Origin of the sequence: Candidatus Nitrospira nitrificans, from assembly GCF_001458775.1 — a bacterium.
In the GTDB taxonomy this organism is placed as follows: Bacteria; Nitrospirota; Nitrospiria; order Nitrospirales; family Nitrospiraceae; genus Nitrospira_D; species Nitrospira_D nitrificans.
Window position 1 is genome coordinate 51,560 of sequence record NZ_CZPZ01000009.1, and the last position, 26,889, is coordinate 78,448.

Below are 26,889 nucleotides of genomic sequence, written 5' to 3' on the forward strand. Positions count from 1 at the left end.
CCAGCTACCGTGCAGCAACCGGTCGCTCCAAAGTCCCCAGCTCATGCGAGGAGTTTCTAAACCGTGGGCCACATACCCGATGACCCGCGTGTGGTATCGGATCGACCAAAGGATTACTCCTGCAATTACAGTAACGAGCAGTCCGAAAACAACCATTGCTGGGTCCGTTGTGACAAATGGGATGTTATAGAACTCCAATCGTGACCACGTAACTATTTACTATGTGGTTCCGTATAAGATCTCAATCGTCGTGTGATGTTGGATGGTCTCACTGCTATAGATCAATTCTCCAATTTTACAGAGAATTCAGCTCCCTTCGAGTTTCACGCCGTAAGAGATCTCTAGGAGAAGTCGCTCGCTACTCATGTATTGAAGCGTATCATAAGGCCTGGAGCACGCTAGAGTGAGTTGTCTTGTTCTGCCTAGCGCTTAAGAAGCAAGCCAATGGAAGTTGACGCCACTGATCGGGAGAGGAGGATTGAAGGGCAAATTCGTTTGGTTTTGAATTGGGCGATAGGATACGTCAAAGCCCAAGAAAATGCGATGAATCTGCCTACGAACTGATCAGAGTTTTTTCTTTGTATGGAAGGTACTACCAACAAGGCTTCAACTAAGCATGAGTGCCCCCATTAACAACTGCCTCAATTTGTGGTGCTGTGTATCTTCCACTTGGGAAATGCATCCTAGGATGGTATCCTGACCACTTCAGTATCTATTCGCCACCGAGCCTGTTGTACCATAAATATGTGAACCGCCTGCACGGAGTAGCAGGACCTATGGCCGGCTCCACACGCATGTCCCCATTTGCGAAGCAGGACCTCTGGACCAGGGATCTGACGACCATGTCATGGCTCCAACGGTTGAGTACTCAGGCGCTCAGGCTGGCCACTGCCGTCGGCATGGAGTTTCGCCATCGCCTGCTCGATGCGCGGGCGGCGGGTCTGGTCTACACGACATTGCTGTCGATGGTGCCGTTTCTCGCCGTGATGTTCTCGGTGTTGAAGGCCTTCGATGTCCACCATGTGATCGAACCCCTCTTGGCCCAGACCCTGGCACCCTTGGGCACAAGGAGCACGGAGATCACGTCCACCATCGTGGGGTTTGTCGACAATATTAAAATCGGCGTGCTGGGTGCCGCAGGGATTGCCGGCCTCTTCTATACGACCTATTCGCTGATCGACAAGATCGAGCAAGCGCTCAACGCGATCTGGCAAGTCAAACAGGGGCGCACCTGGGAACGAAAGTTTACCGACTATTTGAGCGCGGTCCTCGTGGGACCGGTGCTCGTCGTGAGCGCATTCGGTCTGCTCGCGTCACTGCAAAGTCATACCGTGGTTCAGCGTCTCGTGGACATGGAGCCGTTCGGGACGCTGCTGGTGTGGAGCGGCGACGTGGTGCCCTTCGTGATGCTCTGTGTCGTGTTCAGTTTTTTCTACAAGACGATCCCCAATACCCATGTCCAGGTGCGCTCGGCCGCCGCGGGCGGCGTCTCGGCGGCTGTTCTCTGGATCATCGCCGAAGAAGTCTTTGCGAAATTCGTGGCGGCCTCCGCCAGTTACAGCGCGATCTATTCGAGTTTCGCCGTCCTCATGCTGTTCCTGCTGTGGCTCTACGCCGGATGGATGATCGTGCTGATCGGGGCGCAGTTCTCCTTTTTTCACCAATATCCCACGGCCTATTTGTCCCGCCTGCTGTGGGATCAGGGTACGTACGTCTTTCGTGAACAACTCGCCTTGAACGTCTTACGCGTTCTGGGGCACCACTACCTCAAGGGCGATCGTCCGTTGCAGCTGCCGGAGCTGTCGAGTGAACTGAACATGCCCTTGTCTCTGGTGGAGGAAGAGGTTGAACGTCTGGTCGACAACGGGTTTGTGGGGCGCCTTCAGGAACCGGAAGGGGTGAGTCTCATCAAGGCGCCGGACCTGATTCTCGTGAAAGAGGTCCTGGATTCGGTTCGCAATGGGACCCCACCGTGGGTCCTGCCCCACCTCGATCCCAGCGATCCGGTGTCTGCCCTGTTGCGCCGTCGGGATAAGGCGGTGGAACGAGCGTTGGTGGGCGAGACCATGCAATCGCTCCTCCAAGACCAACCGTCGTCCCGGTCGATTGAGTCTTGATTGTATAACGGCACGCGTCTATCCGTTACGGCCGTCCATCAGTTTGTGGTGTGTCCCGATTCTGGCCGAACGATCGCACGTAGAGCAAGACCTGCCAGGCTTCTTCTTCGGTCAAAACCAGCGGAATGAACTTAGCCATCGCCGTGCCTTTGCTGCCGTTTTTCAAGATCCAGAGGAGTTCGCCATCTGTTCTGGCGGCCTGCCAGTCTTGATCGGTGAAATTGCGTGGCAAGGGACCTTTGAGCGTACCGGGCTCAATATCGCCTCCCAATCCCTTGCCGTCTCTCCCGTGACAGGTCACACAGAATGCTTTGCCTTGAAAGAGCTGCTTTCCCTTCTCAAGCATTTCAGGGGTGGCGGGGAGGGGATTGGTCCATGTCCTTGCTTCCTCAAGTTGATCGACCGGCACTCGTGGTTTGAGGATTGCTTCATCAGCCCCATAGACAGCAACGCTCCAGGGGGCGAGCGCTGTGGCTGTGACGAGCGTCAGGGCCAGAGATCGGCAGAGGATGGGTCGTCTCATGTCGCCTTCCTTAGCTCACAGGGACTGTGACCAGGGTCCTCCCCGATTCATCGAGGGGACCTGGCCAGTCTTCTCCAACGAATTTATTTGTCAGAATAGCCGGTGAACTTATGCCCAAGGGATTGCGGAAAGCTCACGGTGCCGTCGGGGAATTCTTGCCCATGTTGCCACAGATGATAGATCACGCCGTCTGTCCCTGCCGCCACGTCCGCCACCTTGGCGGCCTGGTCGGCCGGCATATCAAGAATTTGGACACGACCGGTCGCGATTTCTACTTTATGATCGTGGAAATGCCGATGCCACTGAATGGCGGGAAGCTTTCGCGTCAGATCCTTGGCCACGAAATACTCGACCCCGACCAAGGGGGCCTTTGGGTCGGTCGACTCGAACAGGAGGCATTGAAGAATCTTGTCGGAAATGCCCTTGCAGTAATGATGGAACGGGCCGCCCGGGGTCCCATCCGGCATCATGTGGGGCGCCTGCACATGGATCTCGTATCCGACCGCAGGGCTTGTTGGTTCCCCGCCGACAGCCTTTTGGGTGGCCACTCCGCTACATCCAACAGCGGCCATCGCGACAACGGCTAACAGTCCTTTTTTCATCACAAATGCCTCCCAGGTTTGAGAAGTCCTTGCCTGGCCCATCCAGGCGGTGAAAGACCTCCACATTAGTCTGGCTATGAGAGGTCATCTATGGAAAAAGGATTCGGATAGGCATGGGGCAACGTCGCACGAGGACAGGGACGTACGCCCTGTGCGAACTACGAAGGGAGCGTTGGTGAGGAAGGAGAATCAGGCCGGGTCGGGGTAATAAGGTGTTGAGCCTGAGGGACGATCTTCTCCTGGGCGTCCATCATCTCGAACATCAAACAGCATTTCAGCCTGCCACACACGCCCAGCAAACGAGGGTCGTCGATCGGTAGGTCGAGCTTTTTCGCTTGCTTGGCCGAGATCGGCTTCACATCGGTCAGAAAACTGGCACAACAAAGAACCAAGCCACAGGTATCGATGCCACCGAGGCGTCTGGCCTCCTCGCGTACCCCGACTTGACGCATTTCAATCCGGCCGCCGAAACGACGGGCCAGGTCTCGGACCAGCTCTCGGAAATCGATTCGGTCCTCAGCCGTGTAGACAAAGGTCAGTTGCCGGCGGTTCATGGCTCCATAAACCTCAACCAGCTTCAGATGGATGCCAAGTTCCATCGCTTTCGTTCGACAATAGGCGGCAGCCTCCTCGGAGAGCCGCTCAAGTCTGCCGATCAACGCGGTTTCTTCAGTATTCGGCTTTCGCAAGATGGATTTCATCGCGCGCATAGGAGGAATAAAGGGGGTGGTGTACGGCTCGGTATAAACGATCCCGTACGTGGCTTCTCCATCCACTTCGAGTAAAACGGGATCTCCGTTGCGCAAGGGTACGCTGACGGCGCCTAACTTCTTGACCTCTCCACGGTTCCTGATCTTGACTCCGACCAGGCGGACTGAGGTGGGATAGGTGTGGAGGAGCTGGTCATCACATGCAGATTCCATGAGGCAATCATACACAAATTTAGTGGAGGAGGGAAAGGTTATGATGATGATAAGGTAAAAGTCGCTTCAGCGTGGGGTGAGGCAAATAAATCGTAAGTAATTGATAAACGGCAATAAAAATAGCAACACTCAGCCTGGTCCATTATGGTAGGCTATTTCACGGTAGGAGGAAGGGTGAGTGAGCAATGGGTACGATGCTTCGAGAACGAAAGAAAATGTTGCGCATACCCAATCAGGTTGTCCTTCCGTTCGGTTATCGGATTACCGTTCGACAGTTATCCGACGCGGAGATGGATAAGCGCGATGCGAATGCCGATGGAATTTGGGATGACGACACCAAGACGATCTACGTGCGGAAACGACTTCCCGTGACCCGCCGCCGATACATTCTTGCCCACGAGCTGGGCCACGCCTGGCTGGACTGGCAACACCGATACATGGATGACGGAAAAGCGAGTATCTAAGACCCGGGCCGGCTCAACGGCCGGCTAGTCGGAGGATGTGTCTCCATTCGAGCGCGCTGACCGGTTGAACCGAAAGCCGAGACCCCTTCTGCAGTAAGACCATTCCTGTGAGCGTCGGTTCTTTTCGCAATTCCTCCAGAGGCAACGGACGAACGAATTTACGAACAAATCTGATATCGACCATGTCCCATCTGGGTCGCGAAGGCTTGCTCGCGGGATCATAGTGAGTGTCCTTTTTATCGAATTGCGTTGAATCAGGATACGCGCTTGTGGTGACTTCCGCGATGCCCACGACCGCCGGTGGATCAGCGTTGCTGTGGTAGAAGAGGACGTGGTCGCCGACTGCCATGCTGCGCATGAAATTGCGCGCTTGATAGTTGCGTACGCCGTCCCAACAGGTTGTCTTTTCGGGAGATCGTATCAAATCGTCAATGGAGAATGCGGAAGGCTCTGACTTCATCAACCAATACCTTTTGGGTCCCATTCCTTCCTCTTTCTTTCTGTCTTGGATCAACTTCTCTCTCGTGAACGAGACTCGATAAACTGGATGAGAAAGTGATAAGTGAGTTCCCTGAGCCGCGCTTTCCCGATGCTTGAGCCGTCAAGATTGACCTCAAGCCACACGCGGTCGGCTACCAGCGGTAGGGCCTCATTACAGAGCGTCCACATGTCATGGAGAAACGTGTTCGGCAGCCCTACCTGGACACCTTCCGATTCGATGCGATCGTCCAGCAGGGCAAGAAGGTCGGAAAAGGCTTGATCGGGTCGATAGGGAAGGGCAGTAAAGCCGAACTGTTGTTGGGATCGCTGCTCTTGCGTGGCCTGATCGACAAGGTCCCGCATATACTCTTTGAGCAGACCTATGACATGGCCAGAAAACGCGATCGGCTGCGGCATGCGGCCATTATCGAACTTCTTTATGGAAGGAGCAAGATCGGCAACGCTTGCTGAGTCGACAGGGCAAGATGGCTATTGTGAAGGATTATTGCGCGGAGGGGACAGGAAGTGAGAGGCGGTGATTAAGCGGGGGTACACCTCGCTGACTCGTATGAGTGACGACATCTCATTGGCTATCTCATGTTCGACAGGGTCGGTGTACCCGCGCACGATAAACTTTACGCCTTTTCTTAAGACACGCAAGACCCAAAGATGGCCTTATGCGGGAGTCCGTTTGGGCTAGGGCAAAGGAGCCAGTAGGATCTGTCGGAGCCTGGAATAGAAAGATGAAAAAACTGATGGGAGCGCCGTGGGAGAGGAGCGAGCTGGGAGGTGGATCTGGGCCACCTTTGCTGGAATGACGGCCCTTGATTCACCGTGCGCCGGCATATTAGTTTCTATCTGCGGTACATAAGCATTCCGAGCCCGTCGAGATGATGACCCCTCCCACAACCGAGCACTTCGAGATTGCGCTCAACACCTCTGCCGGTCAAATTACCACCGCCGTGGAGGTGCCGACCGGATTCGTGCCCGTCACGGCCATCGTCCCATTGATACGACGTTTGGGGGAAGAAGCCCACGCACTCGAAGTGGCGCGTTCGGTCGATGCGGGTAAACCGCCTTCGTGCCACAAGGGATGTGCGGCTTGCTGTCGTATGTTGGTCCCCCTGTCGGCCCCGGAAGCGTTTGCGTTAGAGGAGTGGCTCCGCTCGCGTCCGACCGACCAACAGGCGCGCATTGCGGCACGGTTCGCGGAAACGAAATCTCGACTGCTGTCACAGGGGCTCTGGCAACGACTCTTAGGACTCTGCAATGTTCCGGAACAGCCGAACGACGATGCTCTGGAAACGGTGAACCGTGAGTACTATGCTCTGCGACTGCCCTGCCCCTTCCTTGAAGAAGAGACATGCACGATCTATGAGGCACGTCCTGCGGCATGTCGGGAGTTGCTGGTGAGTTCGCCTCCCGAGCGCTGTGACGACCTGATCAACAATGCTGTGGCGCCCATTTCAGCGCCTGTGCTGGTCAGCACCGTTTTGGGGCTGTTATGGCAAGAGCTGAGGAAGGCTCCGACAAGGTTGATCCCCCTCCCAGTCGCGCTGGACTGGGCGAACGCTCATGAACAAGAGAATCGGCACAGGTGGAAGGGTGTCGAATTACTCGACGGCGCGCTGGACAAGACGTGGCGTTTCTTAAGCCAGTCGACTCACGAACCCCCCCGAGACTCTATCGGATAAGGGCCATATCAGCATTATAGAGTGAATGAAGAGGAGAGATTCCATGGAGAAGCCAGTGGTGGTGTGTTTAGATCTGGAAGGAGTGCTCGTGCCGGAGATATGGATCAATGTCGCACTGAAGACCGGCATTGCTGATTTGAAGATCACGACTCGCGAGATGCCCGATTACGACAAGCTCATGAGGCAGCGGCTGGACATTCTCGATCGGCATGCGTTGAAGATCGGCGACATTCAAGATGTGATCGACAAGATGGGGCCGTTGGACGGCGCACCCGAGTTCCTCGCATGGCTGCGCGAACGTTGCCAAGTCATTATTCTGTCCGACACCTTCTATCAGTTTGCCCAGCCCCTCATGCGGCAGCTGGGCTTTCCGACGCTCTTCTGCAATCAGCTGGAGATCGACGGGAATGGGCGCATCATGAACTACCACATGAGAATGCAGGATCCCAAGAAGCACGCAGTGGCTGCCCTCAAATCGCTGAACTTCTTGACGCTGGCGGCAGGTGATTCATACAACGATACGGCCATGCTGGGTGAAGCTCACGCCGGATTTTTCTTTTGTCCTCCCGAGCATCTACCGAAAGAATTCCCTCGGTTTCCCGTGACGCGGAACTATGGTGAACTGCGGGAACAGTTAATGACAGCAGGCCGGCTCATAGGGCCATGAAGTCTGGCGGTAGAGGGACGCTGTCGCGTCATGAAAGAAGGGGTGTGGCGAGGATAGGCTAGCAGGGGTTCAAAAGGGCCGTTCAGCAAGGCCGCAGCGAGCGAAGAGGCGAGGCGTGCGATGTGACCTGCCTCGCGAAGCCGCTTCGGCCAGGTGGGAAACAGCGTTGGAGGAATTGTTCAATAGCCTGAGCCTGCTAGAAGTTTATCCAGAGTTGGACATAGGCCCAATCTTGTCCGACGTCCCGGCGTCCCAAATTGTGTGAAATATACGGACCAGGGAACAGGTGACCATACCCGCCTTGAAAGGCGACCATTCCGTTCATAAAGAAATGGGTCCAGACGACATCGACTTCGTCACCGATATGGGTCGCGGTGTTGTCCGGCCGCGAGAAGACATAGACACCCTGGCTTGCGCGATACCAATTGTCGCGAGCGTTCGCAAGGTGGATGTTGGTGTACCAGAGTTCGATGTGGTCGTCTTTGGTCAGGCGTGCCTGGAAGTTGCCTGAGAAGCTCATCATGTTCTTCCACGCTATGACATCCATGTATCCCATGTGAATGTGATTCGTCGGGAAGAAGTTTTCGAAGGTGTTGGCGGTCTTACAATCGCCGTAGGCAGCGTTGAGAGTACAATTCGCTCGGCCGTCGCCGGAGGCATAGTCGAAATTGAAGGCGATACGTGGTTTGCCCGGTAGATTGAAGGCCGTATACCCGATCCAGTTTCTCGTCGCCCACGCATTGATGTGAAGGCATTTCCCCTCTCCTCCAGGGTCGCCACAGAGGGCGCTGGCACTGGCAGCTGTGTCCCCCATCTGGCCGAACTGATAGACCACTTCGCTGGAAGCATCGAAATAGCCTTTTTTCATGGCCACACGTGTTCCGACGGTATGGCGGGTTTGATTGCCGTGCTTTGGGGTGCCCAGCCCTTGGGAAGAAATGTCTCCACCGCCGAGGTTGCTCTTGTAATAGGCATAGAATGGTTCAATCAAGAACCCTGGGACCGCTTTGATCTGGTTGTACAAGATAAAGAGATCTGCATCCCCAGCCGCGTTTCTTGCTTGACCGGTCCCCCCGATATTCGGGTTTCCGCTCCCGAGGGCCGCCCCTTGTAAGAGGTCTGTTTCCGCTGTCCGAAACCATCCGGCATGGGTATCCATGATGCTGTGGCTATACTGCACCATGACCCCGTCGAAGGAGAAACCTGTGTTGGCCCAATCGAAGTGGCCGAACAAACTTTGGTCCCCGAAAACGAGATATTGACGACCCGCTTTTAGCCCCAAGCCCTGTATCCCGGCAAAATTGCGGATCAACATGTAACCGGCTCGTATGCCCAGTGAGCAGACTGGCCGTCCACCCTGACTGGGTGTCGAGCCGCATGTATGGATAATGGGATCTCCGTTATTCCCCGCGCCTCCGGCGCCGACCGGCGTTCCGTTTCCACCCCAGGTGCGAGAATCAATAAGTTCGAGGTAAAAATTGACATCGGGGGACAGATCGTAGCCGATCCCCAGTCGGGTCATCTGCTGGACAAATTGATCGTTGGCTTTGCCGATCAGGCTGTTGGGAGCAATACCCGGGGCATTACATTGTCCAGCCGCTCCGATCCCGCCGCCGAAACAGACATTGTTGCGGTATTCAGGCCGGACGCGAAGGTCGGCGCGCATCCACAGATTGCGAAGATCAAAGTTCCTACCGATTCTGGGGTCGAACGGTTCGTAGGCTTCCTTTTGAGGGATACCGCGGCCGATCACGATCGGATTGGTAATCTTTTCACCCGGTGGTAATTCGAAGGCGCTTTGGGCTGGACTGGACGACGCCATGAGTCCGACCGCCGCCGTCATGACCGCGAGGAAGACCGTCCGCCACTGTCCCTGAACTCGAGGCTCAGGAGTCGTCTCTAGGGTAGCCATGCTCTGAAAAAGAATTAGGTCGATGTCCGCAGGTCTCTCAGCATGAGAGGGGAAATAGCGGGGAATTTCTGTAGCCCGTGTCCTCTTTGTGAAATCACTGCATTGATCATGTGCGGTTAGTTTACATCTGACCCGACTTGCTGATGGATGCGGGAGCCTCCTCCGGAGGGGTACCTGCGGCCGTAATTTCTTCTTCGGCTTCTTTCAAGGAAGCTTGAAGGTCCTGTTCGACCATCTTGACTTCTTGCTGAATCATATTCAGTTCCGGCTCCACGGACTTGCGAAGATCTTCAGCTGTATCTTTAAAGCCTTTGATGGCCTTCCCGACTTGCCGTCCGACTTCAGGAAGTTGTTTGGGACCAAATAGGAGAAAGGCGATCACCAGAATAATTAAGATCTCGCTGGCTCCCAATCCAAACATGCGTCACGGTGCTGGCAAAGGTACTGCCGTTAATATTTCGCTGTCTCGTCGGCACAGCGCACTCAGGCCCGTTTACCCTTGTTTCACCTGGCCCGACTGCGTCGATTGGGAAGCGGGCGATGGTGAGGCGTCTGATTGAGCGCCGACCTGATTTGACGGAGTTGCCTGTGGCTGGGCCTGCTGAGACTGTTCGGCCGGTGTGACGTCGATGGCATCGGCTTCATGCACAGACTTCTTGAAGCCTTTGATAGCCTTACCGAGGCCTTCGCCCAATTGAGGAAGTTTACCTGCGCCGAAAATGATCAAGACAATGATCAAAATCAGCAGTAATTCCATCCACCCAAATGACCCGAACATCAGGACCTCAAAAGAAGGTGATGAGTTTGGACCTCAACTGCAGCGGTCCCGGACATAGAGAGATTGCTCCTCTGCACCCGTCGTTGCGAAGGCTATAGGAAGATTGCAGGACAAGTCAAGAAGAACAGAGCGATTGAGTGGAGTTAGAACGGTTGGATAATTCCTCCGCCGAGGACATGGTCGCCATCATAGAAGACGGCGGATTGGCCTGGACTGAGCGCCCGTTGAGGCACCTGGAACCGAATGCGGATGCTCGAGGAGGTGGCCGGCGACAGAATGGCTGGTGACGGGGGAGTCGCGTAGCGGACTTTGACCTGAACCTCCGCCGGTTTTTCCAATAAACGGGCTGCAAAGAGATTGAGATCGCTTACCGTACATTCTTGTCTGTTGAGGGATTCTTCCGGTCCGAGCACGACGCTATTGCTCTCTGGGCGTACCTGTTGAACATAGAGCCGTTGGCCTGTCGCTATACCAAGGCCACGTCGTTGGCCGGGTGTATAGAACGCAATGCCGTCGTGGCGACCAAGAGGTTGCCCCATCTCATTGATAAAAAGGCCTGGTTGTTTGGCCTCGGGAAGCTCCTTCTCGATGAAGGTACGGTAGTCTCCTTGAGTGACAAAGCAGATCTCCTGACTTTCCTTCAGCTCGTCGGCTGGGAGCCCTAAGACCTCGGCTTCTCTCCAGACCTCCGATTTTGTCAGGTGGCCAAGAGGGAAGAGGAGCTTGGGCAGCCAGTGAGGATTGAGGCGGTAGAGAAAGTAGGTTTGATCCTTGCGCTCATCGGTTGCCCGTGCCAGAACCCGAGTGTCCTCATAGTTTTGGAGACGGGCATAATGGCCGGTCGCTACGTAGTTGATGTTGCGGGCGGCGGCGAGATCGATGAGGCCCCGAAGCTTCACTCTCTCGTTACAGCGGACACATGGATTGGGTGTGGTGCCGGTCGTATAGCCGTGGAGAAAGTCATCGATGACTCCTTTCTGAAAGATGTCGCGCGTATCGATGACTTCGTGCGAGATGTGAAGAAGTTTGGCGACGTGCTTGGCGATGCCGACCTTACAGCAGCTCCGTTCCTGCCATTTTTTCGATGTTGCCGCGGTTTCGTCCTCGTGTTCCCATACCTGGAGGGTAATGCCGTGCACCTCGTAGCCTTGGTGTACGAGCAATGAGGCTGCGACAGAGCTGTCCACTCCACCGCTCATACCGAGGAGGACGGTTGGGCGAGTCATTGGACCGACATTGTACCGGGAGGAGTCGACAAAGGGCTAGAGGTCTACCACGCGAGTCTTGCCTCGATGGGATGCTAAATCGTGAACGTTCTTGGATGAGGGTTGGCTCTCATCGACCCACTTATGAGCTCCCATATCGCACATGCCATGGAAGTGCGCGCCATCTTCGATCGAAATGCCTGGTGTACGAATGTCGCCGATGAGCACTCCGGGCTTAAGGATTTGAATTTTGGTCGTGGCGGTGACGGTGCCGTTGACCTTGCCGCTGGTCATGAGGGTGCCGGCGGAAAGAATGCCTTTGATAACCGCCTGCTCTCCGATAATGAGAGTCCCGGTGGTATGAACTTCCCCTTCAACGCGTCCGTCGATGCGGATGGTCCCATCAAAGTTGAGAACACCCTTGAAATCGACTCCCTTTCCGAGGAAGGTGAAATTATCACTGTCGCTGGTGTCCTGAGCGCTTTTTTCGCCTAGGGCCCACATCAGTTGTCCTTGCTCCTTGTGACCAAAACCGAGGAAGCGGCGTCCTGACGCAAGTGGGATTGGACAGGAGAGAGGGGCTTATTCAGCGAGAAGATCCTCCCCTCTCTGTGTCGTCTAGTGTATCACATGCTCTAGGCGGGAACCCTCCGGATGGCGGGTTCATCCGATATTCCAACCGCACGGAGATGGGTGGTGTCACGTTGGGATGTGGAGTCGGCGTGTTCCATCTCCAAGGTACCGTTGAAGAGGACGCCTTCTTCCATGGACAGCATCGGCGTGGTGACTCCACCGTTGATGATCGCAGGTGCTCGCAGCTTCATTTTATCTCGGGCGTGAATATCCCCTGTAATTTTTCCCTTACAGACGATCGTGCCGGCCGTCACTTTCGCTGTGATGACGGCTTCTTCGCCGACCAGCAGGATGCCATCGGTATGGATTTCTCCGTCAAGAGTCCCATCAATCCGTACGGTTCCGTTATAGGTGATTGTGCCCTTGAACACGACGCCCTTGCCGACGAACGCGCTGACATCTTGGCCGGGTTCGTGCCGCATAGGTTCAAGGCTCGATCCATTGCCTTCAATGTCAACCTCGTCGGAACGCCTGCCGTCTTGTTTGTCCTTCCACATATGCTCGCCTCCTCTCACGATTTGGGCTAGGGGAGTCCGACCGAAGGGCGGAGTCCGTATCGTTAAAGGATATATCGGTCGGGTCCGCCGAAATATTTAGCGGCCATCTAGGTGGGAAACGCCAACGAGAACCCATTTAGGGGCGTGTGCGGGTACCGAGACACGATGCCACTTAGCTGAGCAGAGTTTCCACAATGCCGTCAAGTTCGGCAGGGGAAAAATAATGAATGACGATCTTCCCTCCTTGGTCTTGAGAGTGGATCGTTACTTTCGTGCCTAAGCGTTTCTGTAATCTGGCTTCGAGGTCCGCCCATGGGGAACTGGGAGACGCTTTGGGCTGCCGCTTCTTTCCTGCAAGGGAGAGCTCTACGAGTCTTTCTGTCTCTCTGACCGACAGAGCTCCGGACGCTACCATTTTGCCGATCTTCAACTGGTCTTCCGGGGATGAAAGGCCGAGGAGAGCTTTCGCATGACCCGTTGTCAGAGTGCCTCCTTGGACGAGTTCCTGGAGTTCAGGATGAAGATGGATCAATCGAACGAAGTTCGCCACGGAAGAGCGATCACGACCGACCTTCGCGGCGATGGCGTCTTGTGTGAGGCCGAACTCATTCATCATGCGCGAATAGGCGCGTGCAGTCTCCATGGGATTCAGGTCTTCGCGTTGGAGATTTTCAACCAATGCCAACAAGAGTGATTCTTGATCACTGCAATTGCGAATGATAACGGGAATGGTCTCGAGACCGGCTTCTTTTGATGCGCGCCACCGACGCTCTCCAGAGATCAGTTCATACATGCCGTCCCCCTTGCGGCGGACCATAATCGGCTGAAGCACGCCGCTCTCCTTGATGGAAGCCGTCAGTTCAGCGAGTTCGTCCGGCGGGAAGGTGTGTCGCGGTTGATAGCGATTGGGGACAATAGTGTCGATCCGTATCCTTTGGACATCGGTCGGCTCAGTAGGGGGGCTCACCCTGGAGGATGGGAGGAGAGCACCAAGACCTTTACCGAGAGCTTTTTTCTCCATTGGCAATAAACTCCTTAGCTAAATGTACGTAAGATTGCGAGCCAGCCGATGCTACGTTGTACAAAATTCCGGGTCGGCCGTAACTCGGAGCTTCGGCGAGCGAGACGTTACGGGGGATGACAGCGTGATACACCTTATCAATGAAGTGAGAGCGTACTTGTTCTGCTACCTGTCTGGCTAAGCTATTACGAGAGTCGAACATCGTCAGGACGATTCCCTCCAGGTCGAGGCGTGAGTTAAACGATTGACGGACAAGATCGATGCTCCTAATGAGTCTGGTCAGACCTTCCATTGCATAATATTCGCATTGAACTGGTATGAGAACAGAATCTGCGGCGGTAAGAGCATTAATGGTGAGGATTCCAAGGGCCGGAGGGCAATCTAGAAAAATATAATCATAGACTTCTCTGATCTCACTAATGATGGACTTGAGATGACTTTCACGGCCCTCAATAGTGACAAGTTCAACTTCAGCTCCAGCAAGATCCGCATTGGCTGGCAGGAGTGAAAGTCCTGAAACTGATGTTTCTATTGAAGATTCTTGAATCGTACTGGTTTTAGCAAGGCAACTGTACGTCGTGCTCTTTAATGTCCCATGATCAATGCCAAGGCCACTGGTGGCATTTCCCTGGGGGTCCATATCAATGAGTAAAACAGTTTTCCCTTCTAAGGCAATAGCGGATGATAGATTTATCGCCGTAGTCGTCTTACCAACTCCGCCTTTTTGATTTGCAACTGCAACGACCTTTCCCATTGAAAAGCTCCTACAGAAGAATTGTTCCACGTGGAACAGCAAGGGTATTTTTTTCAGACCGAAGGTATAACGATAGAAACAATTCTCTGTCCATAGTCTTTCTGAAGTTGAAATGAGTATTCACCAACTAATAACCAGTCGGATGAAAGATCAGATCGATCGATCGGTTGTGACGAGTAGAGAATGGCTTTTCCTCCTTGTCGAAGGAGTTTCCTGCCGTCTTTCAAAATAAAGTCCTGTTTCAATGCACGAGTGGTCATGTAGTCAAACAGTTCATATGGCAAATGTTCGTTTATGAATCTCTCTAGAGTGCCATTGAATATGTCAACATTTGGTAGTCTAAGAAGGCCAATGAGAAAGCGAAGGAAGGAGACTTTCTTTACCACTGGCTCAACGAGAGTCAGATTTAAGTCTAATCTCGCAATTTTTAAAGGAATTCCTGGAAAACCCGCTCCTGTACCGACATCAAGCAGTCTGGCTCCAACCTTGATATCTTCAGCTCGGAGTGCGGCGAGAGAGTCTACAAAGTGTTTGATGATAATCTCGTCATTTAAAGTAATGCTGGTGAGATTGATTGATCGATTCCAGAGTTGAAGCTGTTCAAGGTACAGTATGAACTGTTGCACCTGGTCGGTACTGAGTGGAATACCAATTTCAGCAGAACTTTTTTGCAACAGCGACGAAGGCGATTGTTCCACGTGGAACAATTACGCTGATACTTGATAGAGGTCAATAGGAAAGGTTGGCCGGATCTGATTTCATGAAACTACTTGATGCATGGGAGGGAGCTGACGCCTGTTCTTTTCTATCGCGACTAGAAGTAATGATATGGCAGCTGGAGTTACTCCAGATATTCTTGATGCCTGGCCAACCGTCTCAGGTCTTACGCTCATGAACTTCTCTCTAACCTCTCTGGAAAAACCTGGAACAGAATTGTAATCAAACGCATAAGGAATCGATTTCTGTTCAAGCTTCTTAAATTTCTCCACTTGCTGGATCTGCCGACGTACATAGCCTTCGTACTTGATCTGGAGTTCGACTTCCTCCCCAATTTCCATCTCTGGAATGGTCGGCATTCTAAAAGCTCCTAGGAGTTCGTAATAACTCGCTTCCTGTCGGCGAAGAAGTTGTGCCATGGTCATGGCAGATGAGGCATTTTCGAGATAGGTGCCTTTGGTTTGCAGACGGACTTCTTCGGTGAATGACGGTCTAACGGTATTCAGGTGCTCGATCTCCATCTCGATCAGACGTTTCTTCCGCAAGAACCTCGCGTACGTTTCATCTGAAATCAGACCAATCTCGTATCCAATGGGCATAAGTCGAAGGTCTGCGTTGTTGTGGCGGAGAAGCAACCGATACTCAGCTCGCGACGTGAACATTCGATATGGTTCGTAAGCATCTTTCGTAATGAGATCATCGATGAGTACTCCGATATAGGCTTGTGATCGGTCGAGGGTGAGAGGAGGTTTCTCCCGCATCTTCAGAACGGCATTAATGCCGGCCACCAAACCCTGCGCCGCCGCTTCTTCATATCCGGAAGTCCCATTGATTTGTCCGGCGTGATAGAGGCCAGCGACTTGTTTTGTTTCGAGTGTTCGGTAAAGCTGGCGAGGTGGGAAGTAATCGTACTCAATTGCATAGCCAGGTTTGAGTATTTTGGCCTGCTCTAACCCACGAATGGTTTTCAGCATAGCGGTTTGGACATCTACAGGCAGGCTGGTTGAAATACCGTTCGGATAAAATTCGATCGAGTCCAGGCCTTCGGGCTCAATAAAGATCTGGTGCCGTTCCTTCTCAGCGAAACGGACAACCTTATCCTCGATGGAGGGACAATATCGAGGTCCGGTAGATTCGATAATGCCGCTGTAAAGCGGCGAGCGGTCGAGATTCCTTTGAATGATGTCGTGTGTCGCTGGGCTGGTATAGGTCAAATGGCAGAGAACTTGTCTCGTCGTGATGTGCCGAGTTCGATAGGAAAAAGGAGGGGGAGGGGAATCACCGGGCTGAGGAATCATCGTGGAGAAATCAATCGTCGCCTTGTCCAATCGGGGAGGAGTCCCGGTCTTGAGCCGTCCGACTTCAAACCCAAGATCCCGCATGCAATCCGATAGGTGTTCGGCTGAAGCTTCACCGGCGCGACCAGCCGGGAAATGGTTAAGCCCGATATGGATAAGACCCTTAAGGAAAGTACCTGAAGTCAATATGACTGCCTTGGCTTCGATCGTTTCACCCGAGCCCGTCACAATCCCGGTGACCGTACCTCCGGCTACGAGCAGTCGATCCACGACTCCTTCCGTTAGGGTCAGATGCTCCTGCGAGGCGAGCGTCTCCTGCATGGCCATGCGGTAGAGCGACTTGTCGCATTGGGCTCGTAATGCCCGCACTGCGGGTCCTTTGCTCGTGTTGATGAATCGAAATTGAATTCCGGCGCGATCTGTGTTTCGCCCCATCTCGCCGCCGAGCGCATCGATTTCCTTCACGAGGTGTCCCTTCGCGATCCCACCGACGGCAGGGTTGCACGACATCTGTGCGATTCGGCTGAGCTCCATCGTCAGGAGTAAGGTTTTCGAACCCATTCGCGCAGCAGCCAAGGCAGCTTCGCACCCAGCGTGACCGCCGCCCACCACGATGACGTCAAATACAGTCGCCATTGGTTCCTTCATTTCCCAATACAAAACTCAGAAAAAATCTCATTCAACACTTCGTCGGACGTAATGGTTCCGACAATCTCGCCTAAGGCGTCAGATGCCCCACGGAGATCGACCGCCACAAACTCGGGCTCTATGCCCCGTTGGACGGAGACGAGCGCGTCTTCGAGCGACGCCGCGGCGCGCTCAAGTGCCCCTTGATGCCGAACATGAGTGATAACGACACCTTCACCGGATTCGAAAGCTGGTTTCACAAATTGTGATTGAATGGCACATTTCAAGGCTTCAAGCCCCTCGCCCGTTTGAATGGAAATGGGCACCACCTTCCGCTGGGTGCGAGCGTGAAGTGCGTCGATTAGCGCCGGCACTAATGCAGCATCGATCAGATCGATCTTATTCAGCAACACTAAGCTTTCAGGACGAAGGGGGAGGAGACGAAGGTCATCAAGGTCCGGTGTCAGCCGAGCGGCATCCAAGACATGCAAGACTATATCCGCCTGTTCTTGAGCTTCCATGGACCTACGGATACCTTCCAGTTCAACGGGGTCAGTTGTATCACGCAGCCCAGCGGTATCCATGAACGTGAGTCGCAGACCAAACCAGACGATCGACTCTTCGATAATGTCACGAGTTGTGCCGGGAATGTCGGTCACAATCGCTCGATTCTCACGGAGTAAGCAATTCAGCAAACTCGACTTGCCGACATTGGGCTCCCCGACGATCACCGTGCGAACTCCCTCGCGCAGGACTCGTCCAGTCTCGGCAGTCGCTAACATCCGCCGAATATGATCCAATGCCTGCTGGAAGGACGCCGTCATCTCCTCGCGTCGAACGAACGTAATATCTTCCTCCGCGAAGTCGATTCCTGCTTCGAGATGGGCCAATAGCCTGACGAGATCACTGCGTAGTCGATGGACTTGCTGCGCAAGTTCGCCGCGGAGCTGGCGCTGTGCCAACTTGAGACTAAGTTCCGACGTGGCTCTGATGGTATCCAGCACAGCCTCAGCCTGAGACAAATCCAGGCGGCCGTTCAAGAAGGCTCGTTTGGTAAATTCTCCTGGTTGTGCGAGCCGGGCTCCGGCGACGATGCAGGCCTGACAGACTCGTTGCAGGACCAGCCCATTTCCGTGGCAGTGGATCTCCACCACGTCCTCCGCTGTAAACGATCGAGGAGCCTTCATATAGACCACCAGGCCTTCGTCGATTATCTGCTCGGTCGAATGACTGGCCTGAGAGCCTGAATGGCTACCGAATGAAAGAGCAGGCGGAAAGAGAACATCAGCCAGGTACAGTGTGTGAGAAGCGAGCGTGCGAAGCGATTTCTCCGATCGTAAATGAACAACGCGGCTCGCGATGTCAACGGCATGGGGCCCGCTGATCCGAACGATCCCAATACCGCCTTCACCGGCTGGAGTGGCCACCGCACAAATCGTATCCTCGGGCGCTCCAAAGGTCGGCATGTTCACACAGGTTTGGGAGGATCAGTCATATCAAGCGAAACCGGCGGAGCATCAGTTCTTGCCGCCTTGTTCGTCCGTCGTCGGTGTGACGGCGGGAGCGCGAAAGAAAAAATGATCCGTGACGAACTGTTGCACGATCGTGAGCACGTTATTGGTCAACCAATACAACACGAGGCCGGCAGGAAAATTGACGAACAGGAATGTCATGGCCACCGGCAACATCAACATCATTTTTGCTTGAGTCGGATCCATGGTCGTCGGTTGAATCTTTTGCATCACCATCATGCTGATTCCCATGATGATCGGCAGAATGTAGTAGGGATCCTGAAGCGACAGATCGGTGATCCACAACCCCAACGGCGCTTGGCGCAAATCGATCGTCATGTACAGAATATTGAACAGCGACACGAATACCGGCATCTGCAATAACATCGGAAGACAGCCACCCACGGGATTGACTTTGTGATCTCGGTACAGCTTGATCAGCTCCTTGTTCAAGCGGTCACGATCGTCCTTGAATTTTTCTTGGACAGCCGCCACTTTCGGCTGGATTCCCTGCATTTTTTTCATCGACGTGTAACTTTTGTATTGCAGGGGAACAAACAGGAGCTTGATGATGACGGTGAGGAGGATGATCGTCAGTCCATAATTATGCGTGTAATCATTGATATACCGCAGGACGTAGAAGATGGGCTTGGCCACGGCCCTGACCGTGTCCCAGCTCCCGAACAGGAACCATCCAAAATCGATGGTATCCTCGAGTCTAACTTGCAGATTCTGGAGCGTGTCAAATTCCTTGGGGCCGGCAAATAGTTGGAGTTCGAGAGGTGCTCCGGAGGGATCGATCGGCAAGCGAATCGCCGTGGATACAAGTTTTTCTCCTTGCTTCTTGGGCCAAGCGGACGCACCAGTCTTTGGAATGAGCGCTGAAATGAAGTACTTATCCTGTAGCGCGACCCACTTCACAGAGCCTTTGTGCTCAGCCTCGGATTCCGGCATGTCGTGTTCAATCTTATCGTCAATAAGCGAGGCGGCTCCCACAGAACCGATAAACCCTTCTCCCCAATCCACAACCCCAAAATTCGTTCCCAATCCCAGTTTCACTGCTTCTCCGAGCCCGTTGGATTTCAGTACGATGTCGACAACATAGCTCTCGATGTGAAACATCAGACGTTTTTGCAGCCATACGCCAGTCGCTGGATTGCTGTAAGAAAAAGTTATATGGCCCGTGGGGTGGTCCTGGTCCAAGGTCGTAAAGTCCTTTTCGACCTTATAGATCCCTTCGTTTAGTTCTTTAGAACGAGAGGTGTCCTCCACCGTGATCGTCAAGGGCTCGGCAAATTTGCCGCGCTGTCGTACGAGTTGCACGAGGGACTTTTCATCGGAACTGTTACGATAGCGTTTAAGTTCCCAACTCGTCAGCGCGGCCCCACGGGTCGTGAATTTAGCCCGATAGAGATCCGTCTCCACCTCGATGAATTCCGGTGCGGGAGCTTCTCCACGTGGCTCTTGAACCCGAACGTCCCCACCCGAGTGTGACGGCGACGCAGGTTCCTTGGTCGCGGGAGCGCTGGAGGCTGGAGATCCAGCGCTTGTGTTCGAAGGGGGCGTATCGCTCGCGGAAGGCTCGGCCTGTTCCGATATAGTCGGTTCAGGCAGCAGGCCCAGCTCTTTGAGCAGGTACTCGTACCCGAAGATAATCCCAAGAGAGAGTACCAAGAACACGATGACGCGCTTTTCCATGAAGAGGCTATGCTTTCTTTAAAAAGATGTGATCGTCTCTACTTGACTGGGTCTTCTCCACCGGGATGGAAGGGGTGACATTTTAAAAGTCGGAGAATGGCTAAGCCGACCCCCTGCAATACTCCATATTTAGTGATCGCATCCGAGGCGTATTGGGAACAACTGGGGTCGAATCTACAGGTGCGACCGTACAAAGGGGAAATCACCATGCGGTATCCTTGGATCAGCCCGAGACAGAGTGATCGCATATCAGCAAGCCCTTGATCGAAGAAGATGCAGGCGCTCTAGCGATGTCCTCCACGCTTGGACCAACCCCTCACGGGATTGCAAGAGCGCATCGCGCTTTGGAAACACGAGAAGTCCTCGGCCTGCAACCAAGTCCGGATATAACTGCCTGACTAGTTCACGAAAGACTCGTTTCGCCCGATTGCGTCGAACTGCATTCCCAAATCGCTTTCCCACGATAATTCCGACCCGACTCGGGGCATCGTCCATCTTGTACGCCAAGAGATTGAAGAGACCGGTTGACATTCGGCGACCATGTTGTTTGACGATCTGAATATCCCGGCTGCTGCGCAAGAAAATGCCATCGCCTCTGTGCGTGTTGGGCGTCATTGGACAAGGAGGTGTTTCTTCGCCGCATCCCATTCGTTCATGATCCCGGAGAAGACTCTAGGTGGTAGGTGAGCGCACGCTCAACAGCAACGCGAGAGACTTGGAGAGCGACCCGAAGACACCTGCCGATCCGACCCGATGTGCCTAGACAGTCAACCGAGCTCGTCCCTTAGCCCTCCGGCGGGCCAGCACCTTACGTCCGTTCTTGGTGCTCATACGTTTTCTAAACCCGTGCTCACGTTTCTTTTTTAAGTTGGACGGTTGTTGAGATGTAAAAGACATGGTCCCCTTTCCGTTTCCTCGCTTTGAATAGTCAGTTTAAATGAACGGTGAATTATAGGGGAGGCATTTGGGCCTGTCAATTTCAGCTGCCTCCAAATATCGTGGGCACACGCGTCTTCAATCCCGTCCCTAAACCTCCCCAGTTATTGAGGCGCTTTTGCATTCGGCCACCAGAATGCCACAAAACCAATATTATGAAATGACCGCAGTCATCATAACTATTCGAAATAAAGAGAATTTAAATCATGCAACCCCCAGTATCCGTGGCACTGAGCTTGCTGGATATTTTTGACGTGCTAGTATGCGGGAAGGCCGCACTCTGGTAAGCTGATGCGTCTATCGTCAAATAATCTCTATAGTATTCAAGAGGTAGCACCGGTGACGTATCAGGCATTGTTACGTAAGGATGGATGCAGGAACAGCTGGATTGACCGAAGTCTATAATTTTTTATGGATAGAACCTGTAAGGAGGATTCTTCGTTATGTTGAGAAAAGCATCCCTAGTCTCTCTTGCCTTGACTCTCATTGTGATCACTGGATGTGCGGAGCCTCCCACCCAGCAGATCCAGGAAGCGGAAAAGGCTCTCAAAGATGCACAGGAAAGCGGCGCGGCCACCTATAGCGCTGATGAGTACGCCAAGCTGGAAGGTACCCTGGCCGCATTGCGGAAAGAAGTCACCGATCAGGATGAAAAATTCACCCTCTTTCGAGACTACGGCAAGGCCCAACAGCTGTCCGCCTCGGCCAAAGCCGATAGTGAACGGATCAAGACAGCCGCAACACAAAAAAAGGAAGAAGCTAAGGCCGCAGCCTTACAAGCTCAACAAGTTGCCGAAGAGGCAGTGAAAGCAACGCAAGATTTGGTCGCCAGGGCGCCGGTTGGAAAAGATCGCGCCGCGGTGGAGGCCATCCGGAACGACGTAGAAGGACTAAAGTCGTTACTGAAACAGGTTCAGGCATCGATCGACAAAGAAGATTATCCCGCCGCGCAAACCCAGGCGAAAGCCATTCACGACATGAGCCAAGGCGTGTCAGCGGAAATACAGCATGCGCTCGCGAAAGTGGGAAAAGGAAGGCCTGCGAAGAAAAAGTAACGTACGGCATGGCGATTGACCGGACACATACCCAGACACATGCGACGCTTGCCGCGATCTTCTGCGTCCTCTGCTTGGCTGGATGTGTTCAAGCTGTTCCGCCGGACCTCCTGGCCGCGCTTGAAACCATTGATCAGGACTTGATCGCATTGCGGGCTCCTGAAGCTGCGGCTGAAGAGTATGGACAGTTTGTTCGCCAATGGGTCTCTCTGAAAGCCCGCGTCCAATTGGACGATGATCTGATCAGATGGCCATGGGAAGAGAGCGATCTCGAAAACGAACTCCGCCGGCTGTACCTCGCGGGCGAACGCACGGTCTCCAAGCTCCATGAGCGACAAACCTCCCAGCACCGTACGACACAGGCCACGGTGGCTCGCCTTGAAGAACAGCTCCACGCCATTACATCGAGAATCGGATTGATCGATGGACGCATCCTCCTAGGAGAAAGAGTCGTTCACACGGATCTTTTGGTGAAACAAGCCCGCACTTTCTTCGAACAAAAAGACTTCCAGCGAGCTATGCAAGCGGCGGAGAAAGCGGAGCACGCTCTCCAGGCCCAAACGGCATTGCTCACTCAAGAATTGGGACGATATGCCGACGAGAGCCGAATCGCCCATTGGCAGGCCTTGGCCAGGCAGACCATCGATTGGTCACGCCTTCACCACTCAACGGCCATCGTGGTGAGCAAGGCCGACCGAGAATTGACGCTCTACAAGAGTGGACGGAAGGTGCTATCATATCCCGTCCGGTTGGGCTTCAATGGCATGCTGGAAAAGCAAGTCCAGGGGGACGGAGCGACTCCGGAAGGTCGGTATCGTGTGACGGATAAGCGTGGTCAAGGGCAAACGCAATTTTACCGGGCCTTGGCTCTGGATTATCCCAATGCCGAAGATCGGCACCGATTCAACTATGCAAAGAAGTTGGGAAGGATCAATCCGGCCAAAGGCATCGGCGGCCAAATCGAGATCCATGGAGCCGACAATGAACTGTTGGCTCAGACTCTTGGGTGTATCATGCTCGACAATCCGAATATGGCGGTTCTGTTCGAAGGTGTCTCTGTCGGGACACCGGTCACGATCGTCGGCGCCTTGACCAAGGGGAACGCGGTGGCTGTGGCCTTATCGGAACTTGCGCAGCGGAGAAGTCAAATCTGAGTATAGACTATGGGCCGACTCCTACTTGCCACATCAGCGGGCGTCTTGCTTCTCCTACTGGTCGTGACTGCCCTGACGACGAAACGCATAGCGCCCGTTGAGACCGCGGTGGTTCACCCATCCCCCGTCCAGGACAAGACCAGTCTGCGTCCGTTACAAGATCGCTATAAGACGCTTTCCAAGCAGCTGGCCCAGCTCATACCGAATCAGCCCTACATCTTGGTCGATACGGCCAGGAACCGACTCTATGTGAAGCATCAAGAAAAAGTGGTGCTCGATGCCATTGCCTCGACCGGGAGCGGAGTCATTCTTGACAAGCCTGGCGAAGGAAACAATCAGTGGGTCTTCGATACGCCGCGCGGAGAGTTTCTCGTCAAGTCGAAATTGACCAATCCCACGTGGATCAAGCCTGATTGGGCATTTATTGAAGAAGGACTCGCGGTGCCGCAAAATGCCGCCGACCGCGCCGAACCGGGGGTGCTCGGCGAATACGCATTGGGATTCGGCAAAGGCTATTTTATCCATGGCACGCTCTATACTCGTTTGTTGGGAAAAAACGTGACGCATGGATGTATTCGGCTCAATGACAACGATCTTAAAGGTGTCTACACGCTCGCTCGAGTCGGGACACCGATCATGATCTTTTGATCTTCTCAAGAGCGCGCAGATATTACCCATGAATCTCTGCGCCATCCTTCTCCTGCTCGCCTTCACCGCACCAAGTTGGGGAAAAGATCTCGAAGTCTTTCCCGACCTGAATCTTAATAACCCCCATGAATTGAAAGAGGCTGCGCGCGTCCTGGAGGAAGAACTCAAGCTGGCGGCTCGCCCGCAAACCTATCTGTTGATTGATTTGGGTACCAACACGATTCACATCAAGGGGCGTGGAATCGGCCTGCACCAAATTCCCATCATGACGTGGTCCGCCGAATCACGGGAGGATCTGAAAGGGACTCACCGCTTAGTGGCGCGACCTTCCGTGGTCAGACGGAAGATCGAACCGGGTGCAGGGGTCGAGCAGGAGCCTATTTCTCTTGCCGACATGCCGACCGACTATGTGCTGTCCTTCAACCCCTCCCTGAGGGTCACGGTGATTCCGTCGATCGCTGGCGACAGTCTTCTTCAAAGTGCCGGCTTACTGGGAAAAGCGGCATGGCGAAATGTGCGCGGTTGGGCGAAAAGCCTTTTCGCTGATTCATCGTCGACATCTCATTCTCACCTGCAATTAACCCTCTCGGTCGACCATGCACAATCCTTGGCCTGGTCTCTCGTCGATGGCATGGCTGTAGTCATTCGCCGGCCAGCCGATAAGTAGGTAACTTACGCATAGGCAACGGGCATGAGTACGTTTCTGGAGAAGAACACGACAGTCCGGACCTTCAACAGCCAGGTGTCCCGTCCGCGTGTCCGCGATGGGGCGGCACCAAGAGTTGTAAGGGTTTTGGGGCGAATGGCCCGGCTGAGACGGCCGGATGAGAGATTTTGGAATCGGTGACATGTACAGAAAATCGGTGCGCAGGACCATTTTTTCTCCAATCATCGACATCCACTCGGCTGAGGACACAGTCTACCCCACCAGCGATGGTGCACCGTGCGGACGGCTGGCTCGCCATGCATTCTCCTCGGTCGCTCTACCCCGGACTATGACTCGCTCCCACTGACCGTTCCCACCGTCGCAGCCAGCGTCGGCTCTTGCGGGTGGACATGAACACATCGACCCCGGCCCAGACTTCGGCGGGGGTGCGACCATGAAGATGCTGGTGGGGCCGGAGGTGATTGTAGACCGCCCGTGTGTGCACCAGCGCCCGGTCGAGCGAAGTGGCATCGTTGATCGTATGGTGCCGCAACAATCGTTTGATCGGGCCGATCAGCCGCTCGACGCGGCCGTTCTTCCACGGGCAGCCCGGCTCGCTGTGTTGCAGGCGAATGCCCAGGAGGTGCAGTGCGAAGCGGAGAGCCCGCGACGTAAACACCGCTTCGTTGTTGGTGCGCAGCATGCTCGGGCAGCCATACGGACGACACGCGGTGACGAAATGGTGCCAGATCGTCCACGACGATTTGTCCGTCAGTCGCTGGACGCACAAGCAGGCCCTGCTGGCATGATCGATGATCGCCAGCGCCAGATGCGGGCGACCAGGCGTATCAGTCTTGGTCAGCAAGTCCATCCCCCAGATGAGATTGCGCGGCACCGGACGTGGCACGCGATGCTTCAGTTTTCGGCGCAGGTACAGGATGGTGTACTGCTGGCGGCGCATGGTGTCGGCGACGTAGGTTTTGCCGACGGTCATCTGCCGACGGACCGCGAATCGCCGGTTGAAGGTGTGCATGATCGTGCGGCAGCCTGCATGGGGCATGAGGGCTTTGAGCCGAACGATCTCGTCTCGCACCCAGCGCGGTTTGGGCGGCGCATGGGGCCGGTCGGTAGGGCCGCCGGTGCGGGGACTGGACCAGGAGGTCCGTGGTCGAGGCTGTCTCCGTCGACGCAGCCAGTGCCACAGCCCACTACACCATCGAACGAACCAGCGCAGCCCCTGCAGCAGCATAGTCCTCGCGCGATCTCGTGGATGAACGAACGGATGGCAATGTGATGACGAGTACATAGCACAGTGGCTTCGGTGTTTCTTTACCATGGCGCTCGGCCTCACACTGCTGCAGCCAGTGCCGACCATCGCCGATCAAGCCCAATACATCTACGACGACCTGGGTCGGCTGTCGCAGATGATCGACGGGCAGGGGAATGTCGCGACGTATACGTATGACGCCGTCGGCAATCTGCTGTCCATCACGCGCAATACCGGTGGTGTCGGCGCGCCGACGATCACGGCCTTTACCCCGCGAACCCCGGCAATGCGGGGGCCTCCATCAATGTCTCCCTGACCGGCACGATCTGACCGGGGCGTCGCTGGCCACGAGCAATCCCGGCATCCTCGTCCGGAATGTGGTGACGACCCCGACACTGCGCAATGGTTGACATACAAGAAGCTGACTCGTAGGCTGTCTCCAGGAACGCACGTAGTGCCTCAGATATCCCTTGCACATAGGTCACGATCGACATTCAAGACCGGTCGGTCTCTGAGCCGCTACTTGACCCTGCTACGTCGGCAGTTGCCGGTGCTTCGGAAGCAATACCACATCCACTCGCTTGGTGTGTTCGGCTCTTATATTCACGGTACCCAAAAGCACGACAGCGACCTCGATCTTCTGGTGGAATTCACGCAGGAACCAAGCCTGTTCGAGTTCATCGAGCTTGAAGATCGTCTGTCCGTACTTCTGAGAGTCAAAGTGGATCTTGTGATGAAGAACACCCTTAAGCCCATGATCGGACGGCAGATCCTCAAAGAGGTTGTGGGTCTGTGATTGGTAAGCGACAAGCTAATCCATGAATACTTCGGTGTGAACTATCAGGTGCTTTGGAAGACCCTTCAAACGGATATTCCTCGCTTGCAGTTACAGATCGCCAAAGTCTTGAAACAGGAATCCAAGAAGGCTCGCAGCACCCAGACGAAAAAGAATGCGATCAGAGAGAAGAAAAGTGGGCAGGCAGCACTTCGGGTGCATGCTCTGACGTAATGGGTTCTAGCAGGGAAAGGGACTTCTCATCAGAGATAAAAGACTGGGGATGA

32 protein-coding genes are annotated in these 26,889 nt (G+C 54.3%); 12 read left to right on the forward strand and 20 right to left on the reverse strand.

The features are described 5' to 3' along the window. Positions 1-776: 776 nt before the first annotated feature. Positions 777-2,117 (forward strand): YihY/virulence factor BrkB family protein, encoded by a 1,341-nt coding sequence (locus COMA2_RS06840; RefSeq protein WP_090895832.1) that lies wholly within the window; start codon positions 777-779, stop codon positions 2,115-2,117. A gap of 25 nt (positions 2,118-2,142) precedes the next feature. Here the strand turns inward: COMA2_RS06840 and COMA2_RS06845 are convergent, their stop codons facing one another. The 3 genes from COMA2_RS06845 to ricT all read right to left on the reverse strand — a co-directional run bounded on the left by COMA2_RS06845 (position 2,143) and on the right by ricT (position 4,165). Continuing rightward, on the reverse strand, positions 2,143-2,640 hold the full coding sequence (locus tag COMA2_RS06845; protein ID WP_090895834.1) for a c-type cytochrome: 498 nt from the start codon (positions 2,638-2,640) through the stop codon (positions 2,143-2,145). Between the two features lie 83 nt (positions 2,641-2,723). Then, positions 2,724-3,242 (reverse strand): DUF1264 domain-containing protein, encoded by a 519-nt coding sequence (locus COMA2_RS06850; protein WP_245630906.1) that lies wholly within the window; start codon positions 3,240-3,242, stop codon positions 2,724-2,726. Between the two features lie 158 nt (positions 3,243-3,400). Next, positions 3,401-4,165 (reverse strand): regulatory iron-sulfur-containing complex subunit RicT, encoded by a 765-nt coding sequence (ricT, locus tag COMA2_RS06855; RefSeq protein WP_090895836.1) that lies wholly within the window; start codon positions 4,163-4,165, stop codon positions 3,401-3,403. A 185-nt stretch (positions 4,166-4,350) separates the two neighbouring features. On the opposite strand from ricT, the gene COMA2_RS06860 reads away from it, so the two are divergent. Beyond that, positions 4,351-4,629 (forward strand): ImmA/IrrE family metallo-endopeptidase, encoded by a 279-nt coding sequence (locus COMA2_RS06860; RefSeq protein ID WP_090895838.1) that lies wholly within the window; start codon positions 4,351-4,353, stop codon positions 4,627-4,629. Positions 4,630-4,642: 13 nt separating this feature from the next. Here COMA2_RS06860 and COMA2_RS06865 read toward each other — a convergent pair whose 3' ends face one another. After that, positions 4,643-5,113, reverse strand: a complete 471-nt coding sequence (locus COMA2_RS06865) for an EVE domain-containing protein (protein ID WP_090895840.1) — start codon at positions 5,111-5,113, stop codon at positions 4,643-4,645. Positions 5,114-5,301: 188 nt separating this feature from the next. Between COMA2_RS06865 and COMA2_RS20100 the strand changes: the two genes are divergently transcribed. The 3 genes from COMA2_RS20100 (at position 5,302) to thrH (ending at position 7,470) form a co-directional block, all read left to right on the forward strand. Then, the gene (locus COMA2_RS20100; protein ID WP_175304437.1) at positions 5,302-5,580 is read left to right on the forward strand and encodes a hypothetical protein; all 279 of its coding nucleotides are present in this window, start codon (positions 5,302-5,304) and stop codon (positions 5,578-5,580) included. Between the two features lie 419 nt (positions 5,581-5,999). Beyond that, positions 6,000-6,803, forward strand: a complete 804-nt coding sequence (locus COMA2_RS06875; RefSeq protein WP_090895842.1) for a YkgJ family cysteine cluster protein — start codon at positions 6,000-6,002, stop codon at positions 6,801-6,803. A 43-nt stretch (positions 6,804-6,846) separates the two neighbouring features. After that, entirely contained in the window at positions 6,847-7,470 is a 624-nt protein-coding gene (gene thrH, locus COMA2_RS06880; protein ID WP_090895844.1) for a bifunctional phosphoserine phosphatase/homoserine phosphotransferase ThrH, read from the forward strand. A 196-nt stretch (positions 7,471-7,666) separates the two neighbouring features. On the opposite strand, the gene COMA2_RS06885 is transcribed toward thrH, so the two are convergent. The 15 genes from COMA2_RS06885 to rpmH form a co-directional block, all read right to left on the reverse strand. Continuing rightward, complete coding sequence (locus COMA2_RS06885; protein WP_245630907.1) at positions 7,667-9,382, reverse strand: alginate export family protein; 1,716 nt, start codon at positions 9,380-9,382, stop codon at positions 7,667-7,669. Positions 9,383-9,503: 121 nt separating this feature from the next. Further along, positions 9,504-9,803 (reverse strand): Sec-independent protein translocase subunit TatA/TatB, encoded by a 300-nt coding sequence (locus COMA2_RS06890; RefSeq protein WP_090895848.1) that lies wholly within the window; start codon positions 9,801-9,803, stop codon positions 9,504-9,506. Between the two features lie 72 nt (positions 9,804-9,875). Further along, positions 9,876-10,160: a twin-arginine translocase TatA/TatE family subunit gene (tatA, locus tag COMA2_RS20900; protein ID WP_090895850.1), complete on the reverse strand. Its 285-nt coding sequence runs from the start codon at positions 10,158-10,160 to the stop codon at positions 9,876-9,878. Between the two features lie 143 nt (positions 10,161-10,303). Then, complete coding sequence (mnmA, locus tag COMA2_RS06900) at positions 10,304-11,386, reverse strand: tRNA 2-thiouridine(34) synthase MnmA (protein ID WP_090895852.1); 1,083 nt, start codon at positions 11,384-11,386, stop codon at positions 10,304-10,306. 36 nt (positions 11,387-11,422) lie between these two features. Beyond that, entirely contained in the window at positions 11,423-11,869 is a 447-nt protein-coding gene (locus tag COMA2_RS06905; RefSeq protein ID WP_090895854.1) for a bactofilin family protein, read from the reverse strand. A gap of 131 nt (positions 11,870-12,000) precedes the next feature. Then, positions 12,001-12,495, reverse strand: coding sequence for a bactofilin family protein (locus tag COMA2_RS06910; protein ID WP_090895855.1), 495 nt, complete (start codon positions 12,493-12,495; stop codon positions 12,001-12,003). A gap of 172 nt (positions 12,496-12,667) precedes the next feature. Beyond that, entirely contained in the window at positions 12,668-13,516 is an 849-nt protein-coding gene (locus COMA2_RS06915) for a ParB/RepB/Spo0J family partition protein (protein WP_090895857.1), read from the reverse strand. Beyond that, the gene (locus COMA2_RS06920) at positions 13,494-14,270 is read right to left on the reverse strand and encodes a ParA family protein (protein ID WP_090895859.1); all 777 of its coding nucleotides are present in this window, start codon (positions 14,268-14,270) and stop codon (positions 13,494-13,496) included. The genes COMA2_RS06915 and COMA2_RS06920 overlap by 23 nt, the downstream gene beginning before the upstream one ends. 53 nt (positions 14,271-14,323) lie before the next feature. Then, on the reverse strand, positions 14,324-14,968 hold the full coding sequence (gene rsmG, locus COMA2_RS06925) for a 16S rRNA (guanine(527)-N(7))-methyltransferase RsmG (RefSeq protein WP_175304438.1): 645 nt from the start codon (positions 14,966-14,968) through the stop codon (positions 14,324-14,326). Positions 14,969-15,028: 60 nt separating this feature from the next. Next, a complete protein-coding gene (gene mnmG, locus COMA2_RS06930) occupies positions 15,029-16,921 on the reverse strand; it encodes a tRNA uridine-5-carboxymethylaminomethyl(34) synthesis enzyme MnmG (protein ID WP_090895919.1) in 1,893 nt (630 codons plus the stop codon). Positions 16,922-16,929: 8 nt separating this feature from the next. Beyond that, a complete protein-coding gene (gene mnmE, locus COMA2_RS06935; RefSeq protein ID WP_090895862.1) occupies positions 16,930-18,378 on the reverse strand; it encodes a tRNA uridine-5-carboxymethylaminomethyl(34) synthesis GTPase MnmE in 1,449 nt (482 codons plus the stop codon). Between the two features lie 51 nt (positions 18,379-18,429). Beyond that, the gene (yidC, locus tag COMA2_RS06940; RefSeq protein ID WP_090895864.1) at positions 18,430-20,121 is read right to left on the reverse strand and encodes a membrane protein insertase YidC; all 1,692 of its coding nucleotides are present in this window, start codon (positions 20,119-20,121) and stop codon (positions 18,430-18,432) included. A gap of 38 nt (positions 20,122-20,159) precedes the next feature. Further along, positions 20,160-20,369, reverse strand: coding sequence for a membrane protein insertion efficiency factor YidD (gene yidD, locus COMA2_RS06945; protein WP_090895866.1), 210 nt, complete (start codon positions 20,367-20,369; stop codon positions 20,160-20,162). Between the two features lies 1 nt (position 20,370). Then, a complete protein-coding gene (rnpA, locus tag COMA2_RS21285; protein ID WP_090895868.1) occupies positions 20,371-20,769 on the reverse strand; it encodes a ribonuclease P protein component in 399 nt (132 codons plus the stop codon). A gap of 111 nt (positions 20,770-20,880) precedes the next feature. After that, complete coding sequence (rpmH, locus tag COMA2_RS06955) at positions 20,881-21,018, reverse strand: 50S ribosomal protein L34 (RefSeq protein WP_090895870.1); 138 nt, start codon at positions 21,016-21,018, stop codon at positions 20,881-20,883. 482 nt (positions 21,019-21,500) lie between these two features. Between rpmH and COMA2_RS06960 the strand changes: the two genes are divergently transcribed. The 4 genes from COMA2_RS06960 to COMA2_RS06975 are packed head-to-tail and all read left to right on the forward strand — an operon-like array spanning position 21,501 to position 24,581. Continuing rightward, positions 21,501-22,112 (forward strand): hypothetical protein, encoded by a 612-nt coding sequence (locus tag COMA2_RS06960; protein WP_090895872.1) that lies wholly within the window; start codon positions 21,501-21,503, stop codon positions 22,110-22,112. Between the two features lie 8 nt (positions 22,113-22,120). Then, a complete protein-coding gene (locus COMA2_RS06965) occupies positions 22,121-23,266 on the forward strand; it encodes a L,D-transpeptidase family protein (RefSeq protein ID WP_090895874.1) in 1,146 nt (381 codons plus the stop codon). A 9-nt stretch (positions 23,267-23,275) separates the two neighbouring features. Continuing rightward, on the forward strand, positions 23,276-23,914 hold the full coding sequence (locus COMA2_RS06970; RefSeq protein ID WP_090895875.1) for a L,D-transpeptidase: 639 nt from the start codon (positions 23,276-23,278) through the stop codon (positions 23,912-23,914). 28 nt (positions 23,915-23,942) lie between these two features. After that, complete coding sequence (locus COMA2_RS06975) at positions 23,943-24,581, forward strand: hypothetical protein (RefSeq protein ID WP_090895877.1); 639 nt, start codon at positions 23,943-23,945, stop codon at positions 24,579-24,581. Positions 24,582-24,897: 316 nt separating this feature from the next. Here the strand turns inward: COMA2_RS06975 and COMA2_RS06980 are convergent, their stop codons facing one another. Next, positions 24,898-25,866, reverse strand: coding sequence for an integrase core domain-containing protein (locus tag COMA2_RS06980; protein ID WP_175304440.1), 969 nt, complete (start codon positions 25,864-25,866; stop codon positions 24,898-24,900). A gap of 58 nt (positions 25,867-25,924) precedes the next feature. Here COMA2_RS06980 and COMA2_RS06985 point away from each other — a divergent pair, with 58 nt between their 5' ends. From COMA2_RS06985 to COMA2_RS19730, 3 genes are all read left to right on the forward strand, one after another. Continuing rightward, the gene (locus COMA2_RS06985) at positions 25,925-26,143 is read left to right on the forward strand and encodes an RHS repeat domain-containing protein (RefSeq protein WP_175304441.1); all 219 of its coding nucleotides are present in this window, start codon (positions 25,925-25,927) and stop codon (positions 26,141-26,143) included. A gap of 207 nt (positions 26,144-26,350) precedes the next feature. Continuing rightward, entirely contained in the window at positions 26,351-26,623 is a 273-nt protein-coding gene (locus tag COMA2_RS06990) for a nucleotidyltransferase family protein (RefSeq protein ID WP_217490658.1), read from the forward strand. After that, entirely contained in the window at positions 26,624-26,836 is a 213-nt protein-coding gene (locus tag COMA2_RS19730) for a HepT-like ribonuclease domain-containing protein (RefSeq protein ID WP_139077152.1), read from the forward strand. It abuts the gene before it with no gap. Positions 26,837-26,889 lie beyond the last annotated feature (53 nt).